The following is a 21,221-nucleotide window of genomic DNA, read 5'->3' as shown; positions in this document are numbered from 1 at the left end:
GCTGCCGGCGCCGCGGTGCTAAGGTGCCGGCCCCTGCCCCCGTTCCCGCGCCGCCTTTGTCCCCCGCTTCCGACTCGCTCTTCGCCCATCGCGGTTTCGTCCTCTTCTGGTTCGCCCGCCTCGTGGGCACCGCCGCCGCGCAGATGGCCATGGTCGCGGTCGGCTGGCAGATGTACGAGCTCACCGGCTCGGCCTGGGACCTGGGCCTGGTCGGCCTGCTGCAGTTCGCGCCGGTCATGCTGCTGGCGCTGCCGGCCGGGCATCTGATCGACCGCTGGCACCGCGGCCGCATCCTCGCCGCCTGCCTGGGCACGCTGGCGGCGATCTCGGCGCTGCTCTGGGCCGCCAGCGGCGGCGGCTGGGCCAGCCGCGAGCTGCTGCTGGGGGTGTCGATCGCGCTCGGCGCGGTGCGCGCCTTCCAGATGCCGGCGCAGCAGGCGCTGACGCCCTCGCTGGTGCCGGCGGCGATCCTGCCGCGTGCACTCGCCTTCTCGTCGGCCGGCATGCAGGCGGCGATCATCGCCGGCCCGGCGCTGGGCGGCGTGGTCTACGTCGCCGGCGCGGCGGCGGTCTACGCCACCTGCGCCGCGCTGTTCGGCGCCGGTGCCGCTCTGGCGCTGGCGGTGCGCTACGAACACGCGCCGCCGCCGGCAGCACCGGTGACACGCGAGACGCTGCTCGCCGGCGTGCACTTCGTGTGGCGCCACAAGCCGGTGCTGGGCGCGATCTCGCTGGACCTGTTCGCGGTGCTGCTGGGCGGTGCCACCGCGCTGCTGCCGATGTTCGCCAAGGACATCCTGCACGTCGGCCCCTGGGGCCTGGGGCTGCTGCGCAGCGCACCGGCGGTCGGCGCGCTCGTGATGTCGGTCGTGCTGACGCGCTGGCCGGTGCGCCGGCGCACCGGGCACGTGCTGCTGGGCGCGGTCGCGGTCTTCGGCCTGGCCCAGTTCGTCTTCGGCCTGTCGACCTCGTTCTGGCTCTCGCTGGCGGTACTGGGCATCAGCGGCGCCGCCGACATGGTCAGCGTCGTCATCCGCCAGACCCTGGTGCAGCTGGAGACACCCGACGAAATGCGCGGCCGCGTCAGTGCCGTCAACTCGATCTTCATCGGCGCCTCCAACCAGCTCGGCGAGTTCGAGTCGGGCGCGACCGCGGCGCTGCTCGGGCCGGTGGGCTCGGTGGTGCTGGGCGGCCTCGGCACGCTGGCCGTCGCCGCCGCCTGGTTTAAGCTGTTCCCGGCGCTGGCCGAGCGCGACGAACTGGTCGCCACGCCGGCAGCACGGCCGCGCTGAAGACCGGCGCTACGGCGCCTCGCGGCGCCGCAGCGCGTCATCAACCGCGTTTGGCCTTCAGGTTGGCGCGCCCGGCGCGCTGGCGCGCCTTCCAGGTCGACACCAGCTCGCGCCGTTCGAGTGCGCTCATCGTGTCGCGCTGGGCCTCGCGCAGCAGCTTGCCGAAGCTCTTCAGCCGCTCGGGCGCGACCGCGCCGCGCACCGCGCAGCCGGGCTCGCCTTCGTGGCGGCAGTCGCGGAAGCGGCACATCGGTGCCAGCGCCGCGATGTCGTCGAAGGCGCCGGCGACGTCGCCGGCCTCGCTGTCCAGGCGCAGCGTGCGCAGCCCCGGGGTGTCGATCAGGCAGGCACCGCCGGGCAGCGGGTGCAGCGTGCGCACCGTCGTCGTGTGGCGGCCGCGGCCGTCGCCGCGGCGCGTGCCGCTGGTGGCGGCGACCTCGGCGGCGCAGAGCGCGTTCGCCAGCGTGCTCTTGCCGGCACCGCTGGAGCCCAGCAGCACCAGCGTCTGCCCCGGCGCGAGCCAGGGCGCGAGCAGCGCGCGCGCGTCGTCGGCCAGCGTGTTCAGCGCCAGCACCTCGACACCGGCCGGCGCCAGCGCAAGCGCGTCGCGCAGCCGGCGCGCCGGGTCGGCGCAGAGGTCGGCCTTGCTCAGCACGACGACGCAGGAGATGCCGGCCAGCCGCACCAGCGCCAGATAACGTTCCAGCCGGCGCAGGTTGAAGTCGTGGTCCAGGCCCATGACGAGCAGCGCGGTGTCGACGTTGCTCGCCAGCACCACCCGTTCGACCTTGTCGCGGCCGTCGTGCAGCCGGCGCGCGAGCTGGGTGCGCGGCGGCAGGCGCTCGTGCACCCAGCACTCGCCGAAGCGGTTGTGTTCGGCCAGCACCCAGTCGCCGACGGCGAGCGCGTCGGCTTCGGCGGCCAGCGCCTGGATCAGCGCCGGGCGCGCACGCGCCGGCAGCGGCGCCCGGCCGTCGTGCAGCACGAGCGCGTCGCGGTGGACTTCGGCGACACGCAGCAGCGCGTGCCCGTCGCCTTCGGACAGAGGAGAAGAAAGAGCGGCCAGCAGTTGCGGCGTCAGGCCGATGGCCTGCAGCCGCGAAAGCGGAGTTTCGAGCGTCATGATGGTCGTGAAATCCCGGTCGGCGCGGCCACGGCGGGCCACGCGGCAGAACGACCGCCGGCCAGCACGGCACGGCGGAGCAGCGCGAGGGGCGTGGCCTGCAGCGCGCCGGCGGCTGCCGGCGGCGGGATTCAAGTGCCCGCGGGAGCGGGCGGGGTCACGTCGTCCGTGACCCGGGCGATCTCAGTCCGCGAACAGGGCGCGGCGCAGCTGAAGGCCGATGGCGGCAAGGTCCCGTTGTTCCATGATGGCCTCCTGTGCTGGGTTGACGACGACGCGCACTCTGCGCCCGCCGCCCTGGAGGCGTCAACCCAGGCGCACCCGACTGCGGCGCCAGCGCCACGGCCCTCGTTATGCTCGCGCGCCATGCCGCCGCCTGCCGCCGCCCGCCCCGACTGCGTCCACGCCGACGATGCCTGCCTCGTGCTCGACAAACCCGCCGGGCTGCTGGCCGTGCCCGGGCGCGGCCCCGACAAGCAGGACTGCCTGGTCGTGCGCGCCCAGGCGCTGTGGCCCGACGCGCTGACGGTGCACCGGCTGGACATGGCGACCTCGGGCCTCATCGTCTACGGCCGCGGGCCCGCGGCGCAGCGCACGCTGTCGATCGCCTTCGCCGAGCGCCGCGTCGACAAGCGCTACGTCGCCGTCGTCGCCGGCCTGATGGCCGAGGACAGCGGCGAAGTCGACGCACCGCTGGTCTGCGACTGGCCCAACCGGCCGCGGCAGATGGTCTGCCACGAACGCGGCCGGCCGGCGCTGACGCGCTGGCGCGTGCTGGCGCGCGACGCCGCACGCGGCCGCACGCGGATCGAGCTGGAGCCCGTCACCGGGCGCACGCACCAGCTGCGCCTGCATCTGGCGACGATCGGCCACCCCATCCTCGGCGACGACCTTTACGCGCCACCGGAGCTGATGGCCGCGGCGCCGCGCCTGCTGCTGCAAGCCGAACGGCTGGCCTTCCCGCACCCTGTCACCGGCGAGCGCCTGGCCTTCGAGCGTGCGCCGGCGTTCTGAAAGCCATGCAATGAATCAAGACGTCGAGCTGAAACACGCCTACCGGCTGCTCAACCACGGCCCGACGGTGCTGGTCAGCGCCGCCCACGGCGGGCGGCGCAACGTGATGGCCGCGGCCTGGGCGATGCCGCTGGACTTCGACCCGCCCAAGCTCGCCGTCGTCATCGACAAGAGCACGTTCACGCGCACGCTGATCGACGCTGCCGGCGAGTTCGCACTCAGCGTCCCCTGCGTCGCGCAGGCCGACGCGGTGTTCAGCGTCGGCAACACCAGCGGTCACGACGGCGTCGACAAGTTCGAGCGTTACGGCCTCGGCGCTTTCGCCGGCCGCGCCACCGGCGCGCCGCTGGTCGAGGGCTGCGTCGGCTGGCTCGAATGCCGCGTGCTGCGCGAGCCGCACAACGAGCAGGCCTACGACCTGTTCCTGGCCGAAGTCGTCGCGGCGCAGGCGGATGACCGCGTCTTCCGCGACGGCCGCTGGTCCTTCGGCCCGGGCGACGAGGCGCTGCGCACGCTGCACCACGTCGCCGGCGGCGCCTTCTTCAGCCTGGGGACGATGCTGCAGGCGAAGCCGCTGCCTTGAGCGGCGCGCGCAGCCGGCGTTCGAACTCGGCCGGCGCGACCACCTGCAGCACCTCGCGCCCCTGGCTGTCGACGGCGATCGCGAGCCCGCGCGCCGGGTACAGCCAGTGTTCGAGCCGGCCGCCGGGGGCGATGACTTCCTCGGGTTCGCCGAAACGTTCGCGCAGCGTCGCCGGGTCCAGGTTCACCGCCGGGATGAAGGTCAGGCCGGCGAGCGGCGTCGCGCCCAGCGCCCGTCGGTCGACGGCGCGCAGCGCGTAGCGCCAGAGCGTGCCGCCGGCGGGTTCACGCGCGGCGGTGTCGCGCTGCAGCCGCTGCAGCGTCGCCGCGTCGAGTTCGGTCGCCAGCAGCAGCTTGCCGCCGATGCCGCCGCTGTCGAAACGTTCGACATAACCTTCGAGCGCACCGGGCTGGCCGGTCTCGGCCAGCACCGCGAGCTGCAGCTCCTCGCCCCAGCGGCGCTCGGCGTCGGCCAGCGTCGCACCCGGCAGCTCGAGCCCGAAGACGGCGACGCCGCCGGCGCGCGGCTGCAGGTTCCAGGGCGCGTCGACCGCCGGCGAAGGCGCCGCGGCACCACCGCGCAGCGCCTGCCAGGCGGCCGGCAGGAAGGCGAGCACGATGATCGCGACGCCGGCCAGCAGCGCGATCATGAATGGGCTTTTGAGCAGACGATTCATGGGCGGCGCCAGTATGCTCGATGCGATGAACACACCCCTCACCCTCGTCACCGGCGGTTCGCGCGGGCTCGGCCTGGCGCTGGTGCAGCAACTGCTGGCGCGTGGCCACCAGGTGCTGACGCTGTCGCGCCGGCCGCCGCCGCTGGAGCACCCCGCACTGCAGGCCTGGAGCGTGGACCTGGCCGAACCCGTGGCCGCCGCCGGGCGCCTGGGCGCCTGGCTGCAGGGCCAGGACCCGGCGGTGCTGCAGTCGGTCACGCTGATCAACAACGCCGGCGTGATCTCCGAGCTGGCGCCGCTGGGCGAGGTCGACGCTGTTGACCTGAGCAACGCGCTGCGCGTCGGGCTCGAGGCGCCGATGCTGCTGGCCGCGGCCTTCCTGCGCGCCACCGCCGCCTGGAACGTGCCGCGCAAGCTGCTCTTCGTGTCCTCGGGACTGGGCCGGCGGGCGATGGCCGGCAGCGCCTCGTACTGCGCGGCCAAGGCCGGCATGGACCATCTGGCGCGCGCCATCGCGCTCGAAGAGGCGACACGCGCCAACGGCGCGCGCGTCGTCTCGCTGGCGCCCGGCGTCGTCGACACCGACATGCAGGTGCAGCTGCGCGGCGCCGACCCGGCACGTTTTGCCGAACACAGCCGCTTCGTCGGCCTGCACGAAGGCGGCCTGCTCGACAGCCCCGAGACCGCGGCCACCAAGCTGCTGCGTTACCTGGACCGCGCCGACTTCGGCAGCCAGCCCGTCGCCGACGTGAGGGACGCATGAAGCCGGCGCTGCCCGAACGCGCCCAGGCGCTGGTCACCCGGCTCAAGCTCCAGCCGCACCCGGAGGGCGGGCACTACGCCGAACTCTACCGCTCGCAGGCGACGGTGCAGACGGCGCGCGGCGAGCGCCGCGGGCTGACGACGATCGACTTCCTGCTCGCGCGCGGCGAACACTCGGCCTGGCACCGGGTGCGTTCGTGCGAGGTCTGGCACCTGCTCGAAGGCGGGCCGCTCAAGCTCTGGCTGCTGTCGCCCGACCTGATGCAGCTCGAGGCCGTGGTGCTGGACGCGGACAAGCGCAGCCACGTCGTGCCGGCCGACTGGTGGCAGACCGCCGAACCCGACGGCGACTACGCCTATTGCGGCGCCACCGTCGGCCCGGGTTTCGATTTCGAGGACTTCGCCTTCGGCCGCGACGACGCGGCGCTGCGTTCGGCGATCGGGCGCCTGGCGCCCGAGCTGCACCGGCTGCTGTAAGGCCCGCGGCGCCGGCCGGCGCCGCGGGACTCAGGCTTCGCCGAGCGCGACGCCGATGCCGCGTGCGGCGCGCACCATCTCGTGCTCGCGCGGCACCAGACGGTTCTTGCCGGCGACCTCGGCGATCGGCACGCTGACCACCGCGTCGCCCTGCAGCGCGACCATGCGGCCGTACTGGCCGGCTTCGACCAGCTGCGCGGCGTGGTAGCCGAAACGCGTGGCCAGCACGCGGTCGAAGGGTGTCGGCGAGCCGCCGCGCTGGATGTGGCCCAGCAGCGTCGTGCGCACCTCGCACTCGACCAGCGGCTCGAGTTGCTGCTGCAGCCAGTTGCCGACGCCGCCCAGGCGCAGCGGGTCGGGGCTGTCGGCGATCGTGCGCTGCACCGTCATGCCGCCGCCTTCGGGCATCGCGCCTTCGGCGATCGAGATGATGGTCGGCAGCCCGCGCGACTCGCGTTCGCGGCAGCGCTCGGCGACGGCCTGGACGCTGAACGGGATCTCGGGGATCAGGATGACGTCGGCACCGCCGGCCATGCCGCCTTCGAGCGCGATCCAGCCGGCGTAGCGGCCCATGGTCTCGGCGATCATCACCCGGCCGTGGCTGCGGCCGGTGGTCGCGAGCCGGTCCAGCGCCTCGGCGACGACGGCCACGGCGCTGTCGAAACCGAAGGTGCGTTCGGTGCAGTACAAGTCGTTGTCGATGGTCTTGGGCACGCCGACCACCGGCAGGCCCATGGCCTCGAACTTGTGCGCGATCGCCATCGTGCCGTCGCCGCCGATCGCGACCAGCGCGTCCAGCCCGAGTTCGTTCACGTAGGCGATGGCCTCGGCCGAACAGTCGGCACCGCCGGACCCGAAGAAGTGGAACGGGTCGCACTTGTTGTGCGTGCCCAGGATGGTGCCGCCTTCGGCCAGGATGCCGGCCACCGTGCCCGCGTCCAGCGGCCGCGACGCGCGCGTCAGCAGGCCGAGGAAACCGCGTTCGATGCCGGTGACACGGGCCCCGCATTCGTTGATCAGCGAGAGCGTCACCGCGCGGATGACGGCGTTCAGGCCGGGGCAGTCGCCCCCGCCGGTCAGGATACCGATATGCATGGTTGGATCATCCGAGCCAGTGGGCGACGTCGGACTTGAGCTTGCTCAAGTCCTCTTCCCGGGTGTACATCATGTGCCCGGCATCGTAGTAGTGATGCGAGACGCGTGCCAGCACCTCGGCCGGCGCATCCAGCTGCGCCAGCGACCAGTCGCTGGCGCTGAAGGGCGTGCCCAGGTCGTAGCGGCCGCTGGCGACGAAGACCTTCAGGTTCGGATTGCGGCGCAGCGCACGCGCCAGGTCGCGGCTGGTGCTGGCGTAGGCGTTGCCCTGGGCTTCGCCGCGGTTCCAGTTCCAGGCCTTGTGACCCTCGTGCGAGAGGGTCTCGTAGCGCTGCTCGCTGGTGAGCCCGAGCTCGCCGAAATACGCCATCGCCGCCATCGTGTAGGGCGCGGCGATGGCCTCGATGCCGGGGTCGAACTCCCAGTCGCGCGTGCGGCTGGCCGCCATCGGCCCGGTGACGCGTGCGTCCAGCCGGCCGACGATGCGCCCCTGCGGCCGCATCGCGTCGAAGAAATAGGTCTGGTCGGCGATGCGCAGGTTCTTTTCCTCGACGAGTTCGCGCGGCAGCCCGGTGAGTTCGGCGATGCGGCGTGCGAGCGCGGCGCGGCGCTTGTCCGACAGGCGTGCGCCGGCCAGCAGCGCCGCGGCGTAGCTCTCGTCGACGAACTGTTCGGCCGCCGACTGCGCGGCTTCGCGCGAGGCGGCGAGCGGCCCCTTCAGCAGCCCGTGGTACTGCGAGACGACGGCGTAGGCCGGCAGGAAGAGCGCGTACGGCAGGTCGTTGCCCGGGTCGAAGCTCAGGCTCTGCAGGTCCATCGCGCAGGACACCAGCACCAGCCCGGCGAGCGCGACGCCGGCATCCAGCAGCTGGTCGGCCAGCGCCGCGCCGCGGGTCGTGCCGTAGCTCTCGCCGGCCAGGTAGACCGGCGAGCCCCAGCGCCGGTGGCGCGTGAGCCAGGTGCGCACGACCTCGGCCAGCGCCTTCACGTCGCCGTCGACCGACAGCATCTTCTTGCGCGCGGCTTCGCTGGCGGTGGTCGACCAGCCGGTGTGCGGCGGGTCGACGAAGACCAGGTCGAAGTGGTCGAACCAGCTGAGCGGGTTGTCGCTGACGGCGTACGGGGCCTGCGGCATCGCACCGTCGGAGGGCACGACCAGGCGCTTGGGGCCGAGCGCGCCCAGGTGCAGCCAGATCGAGGCCGAACCCGGCCCGCCGTTGAAGGCGAAACACACCGGCCGCTGGCCGGCGGCCGCGCCCTGGAGCTGGTAGGCGGTGGTCATCACCGCCGCCTGCGGCTCGTGCAGCGCGCCGTCGAAACCGTCCCCGGCCACCGGGATGAACTCGGCGCTGACGGCGTAGTCCAGGCGGCGCGTGCCGATTGCGAGGCCGCCGCTGGAGCGTGCCGGCGGCAGCGCCAGCAGCTGTTCGACGCGTTCGCGGTGGCGCCGGTCGGCGCTCTTGTCGGTTTCGGGTGCGGGGGTGGTGTCTGCCATGAGGATTCGTGATCGTTCGAAAGGCTCCCGCCGCGGCCGGTCGCCGCGCGGGCACGGCAGCTTAACGCCGCCGCCGCGGGCTTCAGCCGGCGCCCGGCCCCTGAAAGCCGTGGCGCCTGAAGGTCAGCACCAGGGTGTCGCGCCAGGCCGGCTGGCCGGCCACGGCCGGGCGGATCGGCGTGCTTTCGTGGATCACGCGCTCGTCGTCCAGCAGCAGCACGCTCCAGGGCTGGGCCAGCGTGAAGCGCACGCCGTGCGCGCCCGCGGCCTCGAACACCCGGGTCTCGCCGCCTTGCACCTGGTGGCGCGCGACCAGGATCACCGCGACCAGGTCGACGCCGTCGCGGTGCGCGCCCTCGGGCGTGGGCCGGCCGATGCCGTCGGTGGTGTCGATGCGAAACGGGTGCGCCTCGACGTACCAGCGGCCGTCGCCGCGCAGCCGGGCGGCGACGCCGGCCAGCGCCGCCAGCAGCGCGGGCCAGGCCGGCTGCGCCGCCCAGTCGGCCGGCAGCGGCTCGAACCAGCGCTCGATGCCGCCGTGCAGCGCGTTGTACTCGACAGGCTGCCAGTGCGCGCGCGGCGGAGCGGCCTCGACCCGGCCACCGTCGACGACGAAACAGCCGTGGCGCCGGCGCCGGTAGCGCCCGCCGTCGCGCAGGTGCTGGTCGGGCGGCAGCTGGTCCCAGGCCGGCTCCAGCGCCTGCAGCGCAACCAGCGGCTGATGCACCAGTTCGGTGAGCGAGTGGGTGTCCAGGACCGCCCAGCCGGCCCCCATGAGCGCGGTGTGAAGCGACGACAACGGTGTCAGCGGGGGAGAAGGCGAGGGGTTCATGCTTTTCGTCTGGAGAGCCGACTCCACACCGGGTCGGCACTCGCTGGCGCCGACCGGCGCTATCTTGGAATCGAACGGCCCAAAAGGCGGGAGTGTGCGATGAATGCCGAATCCCAAGGCGCGCAGAGTTCGCTGCAGCTGGTCGACGTCATCGATCTGAAGTGGCTGTTCGCCAACGAAGGCGTGTTCCTGCACGTCGAGCGGCTGCAGCACGACCCCGGATACGCCCGCGAACTGATCGCCCAGGCCGCCGCCTCGCCCAGCCCGCAGCTGCGCGCCGCCGCCGCGCGCCTGGCCGGGCAGATCGAAGCAGGGGACGCCACCGAGGCCTGAACCGCTCGCGCGCGCGTACGATGGCTGCGGCCGCCTTCGGCGGCAGGAGCGTCACGATGCGCCGGACCGTCGCCCTGCTCTGCTTCGTCGCCGCCGTGCTCGGCGGCTGCGCCGGCACCCCCGAAGAACGCAGCGCGGGCACGCGGCTGCTCTGGCGCGACGCCGCCTTTGCCGCGCCGTCGCAGGCGCCCGACGCGGCGGCGGTGTTCACCGTCGACGACGCGATGCGTGCCTACCTGGACCAGAGCAGCGTGCATCGCGCCCATGACCCGCGGCGCTCGCTGGTCGAGCAGCTCTACCGCCGCCAGGCGCTGGCGCTGGACTACGCCGGCAGCACCCGCACCGCGGCCGAAGCCTTCGCCGCCCGTGCCGGCAACTGCCTGTCGCTGGTGGCGATGACGGCCGCGTTCGCGCGCGAAGCCGGGCTGCCGGTGCAGTTCCGCAGCCTGGCCGTGGACGAGAGCTGGAGCCGCAGCGGCGACCTGCTCGCCACCAGCGGCCACGTCAACGTCGCGCTCGGCTGGCCGGCGCACGACCTGCACGTGCGCCGCAGCAACGAGACCTCGCTCGTCGTCGACTTCCTGCCGGCCGACCAGATCGACGGCGTGCGCTGGCGCCCGATCGCCGAAGCCACGGTGGTCGCGATGTTCATGAACAACCGCGCCGCCGAGGCCCTGGCCGAAGGCCGGCTCGACGACGCCTACTGGTTCGCCCGCGAATCACTGCAACAGGACGCCCACTTCGCCGCCGGCTACAACACGCTGGCCGTGGTCTACCGCCGCCGCGGCCTGGCCGATGCCGCCGAGACGGTCTGGCGCCGGCTGCTCGAGCAGGAGCCGGCCAACCGCAGCGCGCTGGCCAACCTGGCGCAGCTGATGCAGCACGAGGGCCGCGAGCGCGAAGCCCAGGCCTTGAACACGCGGCTGCGCTCGCTGGAGGAGGCGCCGCCCTTCCACTGGTTCGACGCCGGGCTGCAGGCGCTGCGCGAAGGCGAGCTGCAGCGCGCGCGCGACCTTTTCCAGCGCGAGGTGGCACGCGACGCGAGCTACCACGAGTTCCACTACTGGCTCGCGCGCACCGAGCTGCTGCTGGGCCGCTCGAAGCAGGCGCGGCGCCAGCTCGAACTCGCGCTTGAGACCAGCCCGTCGCCGCAGATCCAGTCTCTGTACGCGGCCAAGATCGACTGGCTCAAGGCCGAACGCAGGCTGCAGTGACTCTGCGGCAGGTCGGGTCGGCCGCGGCCGGCTTGGGCGATGATCGGGCGTTCCGACCGAGCGCCCTGAAGCCTTGACGTACCCCAGCCCCCCCGACAGCGCCCCAGCGCGCACGCTGTGCACCGACTGCGGCGTCTCGCGCACCCAGGACCCGCGCCGCTGCGGCCGTGCCTGCCAGTTCATCCAGCCCGACTACGCCACGATGGAAACGCGGGTGCAGGGCCGCACGCGTGACCCGGCACGGCCCGACGAGCTGCATTTCGGCCCGTTCCGGCGCATGCTGCGCGCGGCGCTGAAGCGCCCGTCCGACGGCGCGCAGTGGACCGGCATCACCACGCGCCTGGCCGAGCGCCTGCTCGAGACCGGCGCCGTCGACGCGGTGCTGACGATGGCGCCCGACCCCGAGGACCGCTGGCGCCCGGTGCCGACGCTGGTCACCCGGCCCGAGGACCTGGCACGCTGCCGCGGCATGCGCATGGGCTACGCACCGCTGCTGTCGCTGCTGGAGCCGGCGGTTGCCGCGGGCCACAAGCGCCTGGCGGTGATCGGCATCCCGTGCCAGGTCTACGCGCTGCGCGCGCTGGAGCAGGAGCTGGGGCTGGAGCAGCTCTACGTCATCGGCACGCCGTGTTCGGACAACACGACGACCGAGAACTTCCACCGCTTCCTCGGGCTGCTGACGCCCCGGCCGGAGTCGATCACCTACCTCGAGTTCCGTGCCGACTACCACGTCGAGATCCGCTTCGACGACGGCCGCCAGCGCCGCGTGCCCTTTCTGCAGCTGCCGCTGTCGCAGCTGCCGACCGACTTCTTCCCGCTCACCTGCCGCACCTGCGTCGACTACAGCAACGTGCTCGCCGACATCACCGTCGGCTACATGGGCGGCGAAGGCGAGCAGTGGCTGCTGGTGCGCAACGAACGCGGCGAGAAGATCCTGGGCCTGCTGGGCGACGAGGTGAAACTCGCCGCGCCCGGCAGCGCCGGCCAGCGCGAAGGCCCGGTCAAGGGTTTCATGGCCAACACCGAACGCGCCGCCGGCGGCCTGCCGCTGCGGCGCATGCCTTCGTGGCTGCGCCCCATCGTCGGCTGGTTGATGCCCAAGGTCGGCCCGCGCGGGCTGGAGTTCGCGCGCGCCCGCCTCGAGATGAAGGCGATCGAGACCGTGCTGCACCTGCGCCGCGAACAGCCGGCGAAGATGAAGAACATGGTGCCGCCGCACGTCTGGCAGCTGGTGCGGCCCTACGGCCTGACGCCGGAAACCGACGAAGCCAGCGAACGCCGTCGTTGAACCGCTGAAGAAAGGATTCTGGGTGGGCTCTCCCCCCTAGAATCCAGCGGGTGCACGCCCGCCCTGCCGTCGCCGCCGCTCCTGCTGCGACCTCGCACGATCGAGGCCGCCGCGCCATGCTCGCGGCCGCGTTCGCGTCGCTGGCCGGCTGGAGCGCTCCGGCGTCAGCGCTGGACGCGCCGCTCGGCAAGGTGGTGCTGACGCTCACCGGCCGCGTGCTCTCGCCCAACTTCGGCGCCCGTGCCGACTTCGACATGGCGATGCTCGAGCACCTGCCGCAGACCAGTTTCGTCACGCGCACGCCCTGGTACGCCCAGGCGCGGCGCTTCACCGGCCCGCTGCTGCGCGACGTGCTCGCCTCGGCCTCGGCACGCGGCAGCCAGCTGCGCGCGATCGCGCTCAACGACTACTGGGTCGACATTCCTTACGACGACGTCGCCCGCCACGACGTCATCGTCGCGCGGCTGCTCGACGAGCGGCCGATGGCGGTGCGCGACAAGGGCCCGCTGTTCGTCATCTACCCCTTCGACTCGGACGAAACCTTGCGCAGCCCCGTCTACTACAGCCGATCGGCATGGCAGCTGCGGACGATCGAGGTGCGCTAGAGGCCACCATTCCCAGTGGGCGGCGCGGCCGCGCCACCTGGCTGGGCGTGCTCGGCATCGGGCTGATCGTCGCGCTGCTGGCCGTGGCCTGGCTGCAGGTGCGCCAGGCCGCGCTGCTGCGCCAGGCGGTTGAAGTCGCCGACGACGACGCGGTGCTGCTGGTCTACCAGGCCGAGACCGAATACCTGCGGCTGCGCGACGAATGGAGCCGCTCGAGCGACCCGCGCCGGGTGCTGGACGCGCCGGCGCTGCAGCTGCGCTACGACATCTGGGTCAGCCGTGTCGGCCTGTTGCACAACGAGCGCATCGGCAACGCGCTCGCCACCGACACCGGCTTCGCCGAGACGCTGCAGCGCATCGACCGTTTCATCCGCCGCGCCGACGCGGTCTTCGCCGCCCCCGACGGCCCGGGGCCGACACGCGTGGCGCTGCAGGAGCTGGAACCCGAGCTGATGTCGCTCGGTGCCGAGATCCACGGCCTGTCGCTGCGCGCGGCGCACCGCGTCGGCGAGCAGATCGCGGCGCGCAACGCGACGGTGCAGAGCCACAACCTGGTCGGCATCGGCCTGACGGTGTCGCTGTCGGCGCTGACGCTGGCCTTCGCGCTGCTGGCGCTGCGCCAGATGCGCCAGCTCGACCGCCGCCGCGCCGCGCTCGAGGACCTCGCCGAACACCTGCGCAGCGCCCGCCGCGACGCCGAAGCCGCGAGCGAGGCCAAGAGCGCCTTCCTCGCCAACATGAGCCACGAGATCCGCACGCCCTTCCACGGCCTGCTGGGCATGCTCTCGCTGCTGCGCGACACCGGGCTCAACCAGCAGCAGGTGGGCTATCTGCGCACCGCGGCCGAGTCGGCGGACCACCTTCTGGCGATCCTCAACGACATCCTCGACATGTCGCAGCTCGAATCCGGCCGCATGGTGCTGTCGCCGGCACCGGTGGAGTTGCGTGCGCTGCTGCGCGACGTCGAGGCGCTGATGCGGCCGCAGGCCCACGCCAAGGCGCTGGCGCTGCACATCGGCACCGACCCGGCCCTGCCCGAACGGGTGCTCTGCGACGCCACGCGCGTCAAGCAGGTGCTGTTCAACCTGCTGTCCAACGCGATCAAGTTCTCCGACCACGGCGCCATCGTGCTCGACGTGCAGGCCCGCGACAACGAGGCCATGGCCGAGCTCGTGTTCGTCGTCAGCGACCAGGGCATCGGCATCGACGAGGCGACGCTCGGCACGCTGTTCCGCCGCTTCGCCCAGGGCGACAGCTCGCGCTCGCGCCGCCACGGCGGCACCGGCCTGGGGTTGGAGATCTCGCGCAACCTGGCGCGGCTGATGGGCGGAGACATCACCGTCACCAGCAAACCCGGCGAAGGCAGCAGCTTCAGCTTCCGCATGCCGCTGCGGCCGGTGCAGGCGGTGCCGGCGCCCCGCACCCTGCCCGGCGACGCGCCGCCGCCGCCACGGCCGCTGCGCGTGCTGATCGCCGAGGACCACGTCGTCAACCGCCAGTACATGGCAGCGCTGCTCGAGCGCCTGGGCCACGACGCCGTCTTCGCCACCAACGGCCGGGAAGCGGTGGAGGCGATGCGTGCTGCCGAAGGCAAACCCTTCGACATCGTGCTGATGGACCTGCACATGCCGGAGATGGACGGCATCGCCGCGACGCGTGCGATCCGCGCCCTGCCCGATGCCGCCGCGGCCACCGTGCCCATCGTCGCACTCACCGCCGACGCCTTCACCGAGACGCGCGACCGCTGCCTGGTCGCCGGCATGAACGACTTCCTGACCAAGCCGGTGAGCCCGCCCAAGCTCGCCGCCTCGCTGCGCCGCTTCTTCGGCAGCACCGGCGGTGCCGACTTCGCGCCCGAGCCCGCGGCCCCCGAACCGGCGGCGGCCGGCGGCGAGAGCCCGCCGCTGGTGGACACGGCGGCGGTCGCGCTCGCGCTGCAGGCGATGCCGCGCGAGCGCCTGGCCGCGATGGTGCACAGCTTCCTCGACCAGGGGCCGCAGCTGGTGCAGCGGCTGCGTGCGGCGGTGCGCGACGCGCAGCCGCTGGAGTTGCGTGTCAACGCCCACGCCGCACGTGGCGCGGCGCTGAACCTGGGCCTGGCGGCGCTGGCGGCCACCGCCGAGACGCTGCACGAAGGCGCGAGCCACCTGCCGGCGCACGAGATCGCGCGCCACGTGCAGCGCTTCGCGGACCTGCTGCCGGCCACACGCGCCGCCGCGATCGCCGCCGGCCTGCCGCTGCCGGCCGGGGCTGCCGTCTAGACACCCCCGGCCGGACGGCAGCCGCTCGCAGTCCGGACTTCACAAATGCGAACGATTCTCATGTAGCATGGACACACGGCGTGCGCGCCTTGCGCCGCCGAATCGTGCACGCCAGCCCGCGGCCAGCCTCAGGTGCATGCCAACCCGAGGAGTTCGCTGCCATGTCCTGCCATTCCCATTCGCACGCATCGGTGCGCCAGTGCTGGCAGCGCCAGGCGATGCATGTGCGCCTGGCGCTGGACCCGGACGAACCGCGCCTCGTCTGTTCCTATCTGCGCCATGGCGAACACCTCGCCCAGGCCCGGCCCGAAGCGGCCTGGTCGGTGCACGAACAGATGCTCAAGCTGCTGCTGGACACGGCCGAGGACGCCCTGCTGCCCAGCGCCTGGCGGCTGACCTGCCTGGACGCCACCGGGCGCCCGCTGGCGCGCCTGGGGATGCTGGTCGACGACGACGAACAGGCGGCGCGGCTGCAGGCGCTGACGCTGCGGCTGGCGCGTTTCTCCTGGCGCATCAGCGGCCCCGCCTCCCGATGATCGAGTACCCGATGCCGAACACCCGGGTGCGATCCAGGCCCGAGCCGCGCCCGGCCCCCGCCCCGCGCGAAGTCGCCAGCCGCCTGAGGCTGCAGCAGCGCTGCGGGCTGCTGCTGTGCGCCGCCGGCGCTTTGCTGGCGCTGTGGCGCGGCTGGCAACTGCTGCCGCCGGCCGAAGCCGTGACGACGGCACTGGCGCTGGGCGCCGCCGCCGCGCTGGCGACCGCGCTCGGCGTGCTGCCGGTGCTGCTGGCGCGGGCCCCGGCCGCGCGCACCCAGGACACGCTGCTCGGCTTCGGCGGCGGCGTGATGCTGGCGGCCGCCTGCTTCTCGCTGCTCGTGCCGGCGCTGCACGCAGCCGCGCAGGCGGGGCTGGGCCCGTGGCCGCGTGCGCTCGGCGTCGGCGCCGCGCTGCTGGCCGGCGCGCTGCTGCTGATGCTGCTGGACCACGTGCTGCCGCATGCCCACGGCATAGGCCCGGGCGGCGGCGACCTTGAACGCCGCCGGCGCGTGACGCTGTTCGTGCTCGCGATCGTGCTGCACAACGTGCCCGAAGGGCTGGCGATCGGCGTCGCCGCCGCCGGCGGCGACAGCGCCGGCGCGCTGGCCCTGGCCACCGGCATCGCGATCCAGGACGTGCCCGAGGGCCTGGTGGTCGCGCTCGCGCTGCAGGCCGCGGGCGTCGGGCGCTACGCCGCCGCCGGCATCGGCGCCGCGTCGGGGCTGGTCGAACCGCTGGCCGCCGTGGCAGCAGCCGCGGCACTGGCTTCGTCGGCGGCGCTGCTGCCCTGGGGCCTGGCCTTCGCCGCCGGCGCGATGATCTTCGTCGTCGGCCACGAACTCATCCCCGAGTCGCAGCGCCGCGGCCACTCGCGCCGGGCGAGCGTCGGGCTGATGCTGGGCTTCGTGCTGATGATGGTGCTGGACAGCGCGCTCGGCTGAGGCTCAGACGATCACCGGCTCGGGCTCCAGCCGGATGCCGAAGCGCCCGTAGACGCTTTCCTGGATCGCACGCGCCAGCGTCACGACCTCGGCACCGCTGGCGCCACCGCGGTTGACCAGCACCAGCGCCTGGCGCTCGTAGACACCGGCGCGGCCGACCGACTTGCCTTTCCAGCCGCAGGCGTCGATCAGCCAGCCGGCGGCCAGCTTCACGCTGCCGTCGGGCATCGGGTAGTGCACGATCTCGGGGTCGCGTTCGATGATGTCGCGGCACTGCTCGGCGCTGACCACCGGGTTCTTGAAGAAGCTGCCGGCGTTGCCGATTACGGCCGGGTCGGGCAGCTTGGCGCGGCGGATCGCGCACACCCAGTCGTAGATCGTGCGCGCGTCGGGGCTCGTATTGCCGGTCTCGGCCATCTTGCGTTCGAGATCGAGATAACCCAGCACCGGCAGCCAGGGCCGTGGCAGGCGAAAACGCACCCGCGTGACGACGCTCTTGCCGGCCAGTTCGTGCTTGAAGACGCTGTCGCGGTAGGCAAAGCGGCACATGCCGGCGTCCAGCGTGACGCTGCGGCCGGTGACCAGGTCGACCGCGTCCAGCGAATGGAAGCGGTCCTTCAGCTCGACGCCGTAGGCGCCGATGTTCTGCACCGGCGCCGCGCCCACCGTGCCCGGGATCAGCGCCAGGTTCTCCAGCCCCGGCAGGCCCTGCTCCAGCGTCCAGGTGACGAAGTCGTGCCAGCGCTCGCCGGCGCCGGCCTCGACGATCCAGGCGTCGGCGGTCTCGGCGACGAGGCGCCGGCCCGCGATCTCGACCTTCAGGACTGCGGCGGCGACGTCGCGCGTCAGCACGAGGTTGCTGCCGCCGCCCAGGATCAGCTTGGGCGCGCGGCCGAGTTCGGGGTGGTCGACGACGCGGCGCACGTCGGCGTCGGAGCGCACGCGCACCAGGGTCTGGGCGACGGCGGGCAGGCCGAAGCTGTTGTGCTCGCGCAGCGAAACGCGGGCCTCGATCTGCAGCGGGGAAACGTCGAAGGACATGGCAGAATTTTCCCATGCCCAGCTTTGATACCGTCCTCGAGCCCAATCTGGTCGAACTGCGCAACGCGCTCGACCAGGCGAACAAGGAAATCGGCAACCGCTTCGACTTCAAGGGGTCAAGCGCGAAGGTCGAATTCAGCGAGAAATCGGCCAAGGAGCGTGAACTCACGCTCTATGCCGACAGCGACTTCCAGATCGACCAGGTGCGCGACGTGCTGCTCGCGCGCCTGGCCAAACGCGACGTCGACGTGCGTTTCCTCGACCTGTCGGCCAAACCCCAGAAGCTCGGCGGCGACAAGCTGAAGCTCGTCGTCAAGGTCAAGGCCGGCATCGACGCCGAACACGCGAAGAAGATCCAGCAGGCGATCAAGAGCAGCAAGCTGAAGGTGCAGGCTTCGATCCAGGGCGACGCGGTGCGGGTCACCGGCGGCAAGAAGGACGACCTGCAGCAGGCGATGGCGCTGTTGCGCAAGGAAATCGCCGACCTGCCGCTGACCTTCGACAACTTCCGGGAATGACACCCCCCGGCCGCCTGCGGCAGCCTGTCCCCGGGGGGATTCGGACCGCGGTTTGGCGGCGCTGGCAGCCGCTGATGGCGTTGTGGGCGGCGCTTCTGGCAGCGCCGCTTCCGTCCGCGGCGCAGGAAGTCTCGCTCGCCGGCCAGATGGGGCGCAGGGCGCTGCTGGTCGTCGACGGCCAGACGCTGACGCTGGGAGTGGGCGAAAGCGCCCGCGGCGTCAAGCTGATCCAGCTCGACGCCGATGGCGCCGTCGTTGAACGCGGCGGCCAGCGCCTGGACCTGCGCACCGGCGGCGGCACCGCGCGCGTCGCCGGCAGCGGCGGCGTGGTCTCGGGCAGCCGCGAGATCGTCATCCCCGCCGGCCCCGGCGGCCACTTCGTCACCCAGGGCTCGATCAACGGCCGGCCGGTGAACTTCATGGTCGACACCGGCGCGACGCTGATCGCGCTCGGCCAGGCCGAGGCCGACCGCCTGGGCATCGCCTGGCGCAGCGGCGAACCCGGCATGGTGCAGACCGCCAACGGCAGCGCCGCCGCCTACCGCGTGACGCTGGCGCGCGTGCGTGTCGGCGAGGTCGAGATCAACCAGGTGCAGGCGGTCGTCGTGCCGCAATCGATGCCGATGGTGCTGCTCGGCAACAGCTTCCTGTCGCGCTTCCGGATGCAGCGCGACACCGACGTCCTGCGGCTCCAGGCGCGCTGACCGGCGCGCTGTCCCGGCAGGGACAAGCCGCCTGCGGGGTGCGTGCTACAACGCGCCGACAAGGCCACGGCCACTGCAGCCGGCCCGCAGGAGACGACGATGAACCTCGACTTCACCGACGAGGAGCTGGCGTTCCGCCGCCAGGTCCGGGAGTGGGTGGCCGCGAAGCTGCCGCCCGACATCCGCGACAAGGTGCGCGCCGCGGCCACGCTGTCGCGCGACGACCACCAGCGCTGGGCCCGGCTGCTGGGCCAGCAGGGCTGGCTCGCGGCCGGCTGGCCCCGGGCCTTCGGCGGCCCCGGCTGGAGCGCGGTACAGAAACACCTGTTCGAGGAGGAATGTGCGCTCGCCGGGGCGCCGCGCATCATCCCCTTCGGCCCGGTGATGGTGGCGCCGGTGATCATGGCCTTCGGCACGCCCGAGCAGCAGCGGCGGTTCCTGCCGGCCATCGCCAGCGGCGAGGTCTGGTGGAGCCAGGGCTACAGCGAACCCGGCGCCGGCTCGGATCTGGCGTCGCTGAAGACCCGCGCCGAACGCCGCGGCGGCGTCTACGTCGTCAACGGCCAGAAGACCTGGACCACACTGGCGCAGTACGGCGACTGGATCTTCTGCCTGGTGCGCACCGGCACCGAGGGCAAGCCGCAGGCCGGCATCAGCTTCCTGCTGATCGACATGAAGAGCCCCGGCGTCAGCGTGCGCCCGATCGTCATGCTCGACGGCGAGCCCGAGATCAACGAGGTCTTCTTCGACGACGTCGAGGTGCCGGCCGAGAACCTGATCGGCGAGGAGAACAAGGGCTGGTCCTACGCCAAGCTGCTGCTGGCGCACGAACGCACCAACATCGCCGACGTCAACCGCGCCAAGCGCGAGCTGGAGCGGCTGAAGGCGACCGCCAAGGCCGAGGGCGTCTGGGACGAGCCGCGGCTGCGCGACCAGATCGCGCTGCTCGAGGTCGACATCGTCGCGCTCGAGATGCTGGTGCTGCGCGTGCTGTCGGCCGAGAAGAGCGGCAAGCAGAGCCTGGACATCGCCGGCCTCTTGAAGATCCGCGGCAGCGAGATCCAGCAGCGTTACGCCGAGCTGATGATGATCGCCGGCGGCCCGTACACGGTGGCGCTGCGGCGCGAAGCGGCCGGCGCCGGCTGGCAGAGCGCGGACGCGCATCTGGCGCCGCTCACCGGCAGCTACCTCAACCTGCGCAAGACGACGATCTACGGCGGCTCCAACGAGGTGCAACGCAACATCGTCGCGCAGACGGTCCTGGGAGCCTGACGATGGACTTCGACTTCAGCGACGACCAGCTGGCACTGCGCGAGGCGGTGCAGCGCTGGGTGGACAAGGGTTTCGGCTTCGAACGCCGGCACGCCATCGCCAAGGCCGGCGGCGCGACACGTGCGGTCTGGGACGAACTGGCCGGCCTCGGGCTCACCGGGCTGGCGATAGACCCCGATCACGGCGGCCTGGGTTTCGGCCCGGTCGAGGCGATGGTGGTCAACGAGGAGCTGGGCCGCGGCCTCGTCAACGCGCCCTACGTGCACGCGGCGCTGGTCGCGCCGGCACTGCTGGCCGCCGCACCGGCGGCGCTGCAGTCGGCCTGGCTGCCGCGCATCGCCGAAGGGTCGGCGCTGGTCGTGCTGGCGCATCAGGAACGCCGCGCCCGCTGGCGCCTGGACCACGTCGGCACCCGCGCCGTGCGCAACGGCGAGGGCTGGACCCTCAGCGGTACCAAGGGCGTGGTGCCGGCCGGCGACGAAGCCGACGCCTTCGTCGTGACAGCGCGCATCGCCGGCGCCGACGGCGACCGCGCCGGCATCGGCATGTTCCTGGTCGAGGCCGCCGCCGTGCAGCGCCACGGCCTGCCGACGCACGACGGCGCGCGCATCGCCGACATCACGCTGGACGCGGCGCCCGCGGCGCTGATCGCCGAGGACGGCATCGAGCTGCTCGAACACGCGGTCGACATCGGCCTGGCCGGCCTCGCCGCCGAAGCCGCCGGCGTGATGGACAGGCTGGTCGCGATGACGGCCGACTACCTGAACACACGGCGCCAGTTCGGCGTGCCCATCGCCAGCTTCCAGGCGCTGCGCCACCGCATCGCCGACGTCAAGATGCAGCTCGAGCTGGCGCGTTCGATGAGCTATTACGCGACGCTGAAACTCGGCGACGCCGCGCCCGCACGCCGCCGCGCCGTCGCCCAGGCGCGCGTGCAGCTGGGGCAATCGATGCGTTTCGTCGGCCAGCAGTGCGTGCAGCTGCACGGCGGCATAGCCGTCACCGACGAATACGCCGGCAGCCACTACTTCAAGCGCCTGACGGCGCTGGAGTTCGTCTTCGGCGACAGCCTGCACCACCTGGGCGAGGTCTCGGCGCGCATGGAAGACACGGCCGGCGTCTTCGTCTGAGAACCGGCGCCGGCCGCTACAGTGCCGGC

General features: G+C 72.7%; 22 protein-coding genes. 16 read left to right on the top strand and 6 right to left on the bottom strand.

Annotated elements, in window-relative coordinates:
• Nucleotides 1–56 precede the first annotated feature (56 nt).
• Nucleotides 57–1,292: an MFS transporter gene (locus CKO43_RS14900; protein ID WP_200379115.1), complete on the top strand. Its 1,236-nt coding sequence runs from the start codon at nucleotides 57–59 to the stop codon at nucleotides 1,290–1,292.
• Nucleotides 1,293–1,332: 40 nt separating this feature from the next.
• On the opposite strand, the gene rsgA is transcribed toward CKO43_RS14900, so the two are convergent.
• Complete coding sequence (rsgA, locus tag CKO43_RS14895) at nucleotides 1,333–2,415, bottom strand: ribosome small subunit-dependent GTPase A (RefSeq protein WP_200379114.1); 1,083 nt, start codon at nucleotides 2,413–2,415, stop codon at nucleotides 1,333–1,335.
• Between the two features lie 366 nt (nucleotides 2,416–2,781).
• Between rsgA and CKO43_RS14890 the strand changes: the two genes are divergently transcribed.
• Together CKO43_RS14890 and CKO43_RS14885 are read left to right on the top strand one after the other, a co-directional pair.
• A complete protein-coding gene (locus CKO43_RS14890; protein ID WP_200379113.1) occupies nucleotides 2,782–3,429 on the top strand; it encodes an RluA family pseudouridine synthase in 648 nt (215 codons plus the stop codon).
• A gap of 10 nt (nucleotides 3,430–3,439) precedes the next feature.
• Nucleotides 3,440–4,012, top strand: a complete 573-nt coding sequence (locus CKO43_RS14885; RefSeq protein WP_200379112.1) for a flavin reductase family protein — start codon at nucleotides 3,440–3,442, stop codon at nucleotides 4,010–4,012.
• On the opposite strand, the gene CKO43_RS14880 is transcribed toward CKO43_RS14885, so the two are convergent.
• The gene (locus CKO43_RS14880) at nucleotides 3,972–4,661 is read right to left on the bottom strand and encodes a hypothetical protein (RefSeq protein WP_242481181.1); all 690 of its coding nucleotides are present in this window, start codon (nucleotides 4,659–4,661) and stop codon (nucleotides 3,972–3,974) included. The two genes, CKO43_RS14885 and CKO43_RS14880, sit on opposite strands and share 41 nt — an antisense overlap.
• Nucleotides 4,662–4,701: 40 nt before the next feature.
• Between CKO43_RS14880 and CKO43_RS14875 the strand changes: the two genes are divergently transcribed.
• On the top strand, nucleotides 4,702–5,451 hold the full coding sequence (locus CKO43_RS14875; RefSeq protein ID WP_200379118.1) for an SDR family NAD(P)-dependent oxidoreductase: 750 nt from the start codon (nucleotides 4,702–4,704) through the stop codon (nucleotides 5,449–5,451).
• Nucleotides 5,448–5,927 carry a cupin domain-containing protein gene (locus tag CKO43_RS14870; protein WP_200379110.1) on the top strand — a complete coding sequence of 160 codons (480 nt, stop codon included), beginning with the start codon at nucleotides 5,448–5,450 and terminating at the stop codon, nucleotides 5,925–5,927. The genes CKO43_RS14875 and CKO43_RS14870 overlap by 4 nt, the downstream gene beginning before the upstream one ends.
• A gap of 30 nt (nucleotides 5,928–5,957) precedes the next feature.
• Here the strand turns inward: CKO43_RS14870 and CKO43_RS14865 are convergent, their stop codons facing one another.
• The 3 genes from CKO43_RS14865 to CKO43_RS14855 all read right to left on the bottom strand — a co-directional run bounded on the left by CKO43_RS14865 (nucleotide 5,958) and on the right by CKO43_RS14855 (nucleotide 9,349).
• Entirely contained in the window at nucleotides 5,958–7,022 is a 1,065-nt protein-coding gene (locus CKO43_RS14865) for a 6-phosphofructokinase (RefSeq protein ID WP_200226799.1), read from the bottom strand.
• A gap of 7 nt (nucleotides 7,023–7,029) precedes the next feature.
• Nucleotides 7,030–8,517: a S10 family peptidase gene (locus CKO43_RS14860; RefSeq protein ID WP_200379109.1), complete on the bottom strand. Its 1,488-nt coding sequence runs from the start codon at nucleotides 8,515–8,517 to the stop codon at nucleotides 7,030–7,032.
• 82 nt (nucleotides 8,518–8,599) lie between these two features.
• The gene (locus tag CKO43_RS14855; protein ID WP_200379108.1) at nucleotides 8,600–9,349 is read right to left on the bottom strand and encodes a 2OG-Fe dioxygenase family protein; all 750 of its coding nucleotides are present in this window, start codon (nucleotides 9,347–9,349) and stop codon (nucleotides 8,600–8,602) included.
• A gap of 99 nt (nucleotides 9,350–9,448) precedes the next feature.
• On the opposite strand from CKO43_RS14855, the gene CKO43_RS14850 reads away from it, so the two are divergent.
• The 7 genes from CKO43_RS14850 to CKO43_RS14820 all read left to right on the top strand — a co-directional run bounded on the left by CKO43_RS14850 (nucleotide 9,449) and on the right by CKO43_RS14820 (nucleotide 16,527).
• Nucleotides 9,449–9,682, top strand: coding sequence for a hypothetical protein (locus CKO43_RS14850; protein WP_200226802.1), 234 nt, complete (start codon nucleotides 9,449–9,451; stop codon nucleotides 9,680–9,682).
• A 56-nt stretch (nucleotides 9,683–9,738) separates the two neighbouring features.
• Complete coding sequence (locus CKO43_RS14845; RefSeq protein ID WP_200379107.1) at nucleotides 9,739–10,896, top strand: tetratricopeptide repeat protein; 1,158 nt, start codon at nucleotides 9,739–9,741, stop codon at nucleotides 10,894–10,896.
• 73 nt (nucleotides 10,897–10,969) lie between these two features.
• Nucleotides 10,970–12,184: a Coenzyme F420 hydrogenase/dehydrogenase, beta subunit C-terminal domain gene (locus tag CKO43_RS14840; RefSeq protein ID WP_200379106.1), complete on the top strand. Its 1,215-nt coding sequence runs from the start codon at nucleotides 10,970–10,972 to the stop codon at nucleotides 12,182–12,184.
• A 116-nt stretch (nucleotides 12,185–12,300) separates the two neighbouring features.
• Nucleotides 12,301–12,789 (top strand): hypothetical protein, encoded by a 489-nt coding sequence (locus CKO43_RS14835; protein WP_200379105.1) that lies wholly within the window; start codon nucleotides 12,301–12,303, stop codon nucleotides 12,787–12,789.
• Nucleotides 12,759–15,050, top strand: a complete 2,292-nt coding sequence (locus tag CKO43_RS14830) for an ATP-binding protein (protein ID WP_207185058.1) — start codon at nucleotides 12,759–12,761, stop codon at nucleotides 15,048–15,050. The genes CKO43_RS14835 and CKO43_RS14830 overlap by 31 nt, the downstream gene beginning before the upstream one ends.
• 161 nt (nucleotides 15,051–15,211) lie before the next feature.
• Nucleotides 15,212–15,586: a hypothetical protein gene (locus CKO43_RS14825; RefSeq protein ID WP_200226807.1), complete on the top strand. Its 375-nt coding sequence runs from the start codon at nucleotides 15,212–15,214 to the stop codon at nucleotides 15,584–15,586.
• Nucleotides 15,583–16,527, top strand: a complete 945-nt coding sequence (locus CKO43_RS14820) for a ZIP family metal transporter (protein WP_242477827.1) — start codon at nucleotides 15,583–15,585, stop codon at nucleotides 16,525–16,527. The genes CKO43_RS14825 and CKO43_RS14820 overlap by 4 nt, the downstream gene beginning before the upstream one ends.
• A 3-nt stretch (nucleotides 16,528–16,530) precedes the next feature.
• Here the strand turns inward: CKO43_RS14820 and murB are convergent, their stop codons facing one another.
• Complete coding sequence (gene murB, locus CKO43_RS14815; RefSeq protein ID WP_200379117.1) at nucleotides 16,531–17,547, bottom strand: UDP-N-acetylmuramate dehydrogenase; 1,017 nt, start codon at nucleotides 17,545–17,547, stop codon at nucleotides 16,531–16,533.
• Between the two features lie 35 nt (nucleotides 17,548–17,582).
• Here murB and CKO43_RS14810 point away from each other — a divergent pair, with 35 nt between their 5' ends.
• The 4 genes from CKO43_RS14810 to CKO43_RS14795 all read left to right on the top strand — a co-directional run bounded on the left by CKO43_RS14810 (nucleotide 17,583) and on the right by CKO43_RS14795 (nucleotide 21,192).
• Nucleotides 17,583–18,086 carry a YajQ family cyclic di-GMP-binding protein gene (locus CKO43_RS14810; RefSeq protein WP_200379104.1) on the top strand — a complete coding sequence of 168 codons (504 nt, stop codon included), beginning with the start codon at nucleotides 17,583–17,585 and terminating at the stop codon, nucleotides 18,084–18,086.
• Nucleotides 18,087–18,160: 74 nt separating this feature from the next.
• On the top strand, nucleotides 18,161–18,790 hold the full coding sequence (locus tag CKO43_RS14805) for a retropepsin-like aspartic protease family protein (RefSeq protein ID WP_200226809.1): 630 nt from the start codon (nucleotides 18,161–18,163) through the stop codon (nucleotides 18,788–18,790).
• Nucleotides 18,791–18,889: 99 nt separating this feature from the next.
• Nucleotides 18,890–20,062 (top strand): acyl-CoA dehydrogenase family protein, encoded by a 1,173-nt coding sequence (locus CKO43_RS14800; protein WP_200379103.1) that lies wholly within the window; start codon nucleotides 18,890–18,892, stop codon nucleotides 20,060–20,062.
• A 2-nt stretch (nucleotides 20,063–20,064) separates the two neighbouring features.
• Complete coding sequence (locus CKO43_RS14795) at nucleotides 20,065–21,192, top strand: acyl-CoA dehydrogenase family protein (protein ID WP_200379102.1); 1,128 nt, start codon at nucleotides 20,065–20,067, stop codon at nucleotides 21,190–21,192.
• Nucleotides 21,193–21,221 lie beyond the last annotated feature (29 nt).

The sequence above is a fragment of the Rubrivivax gelatinosus genome (assembly GCF_016583785.1).
GTDB lineage: Bacteria > Pseudomonadota > Gammaproteobacteria > Burkholderiales > Burkholderiaceae_C > Rubrivivax > Rubrivivax gelatinosus_B.
This window is presented reverse-complemented; position numbering and strand designations above follow the sequence as displayed.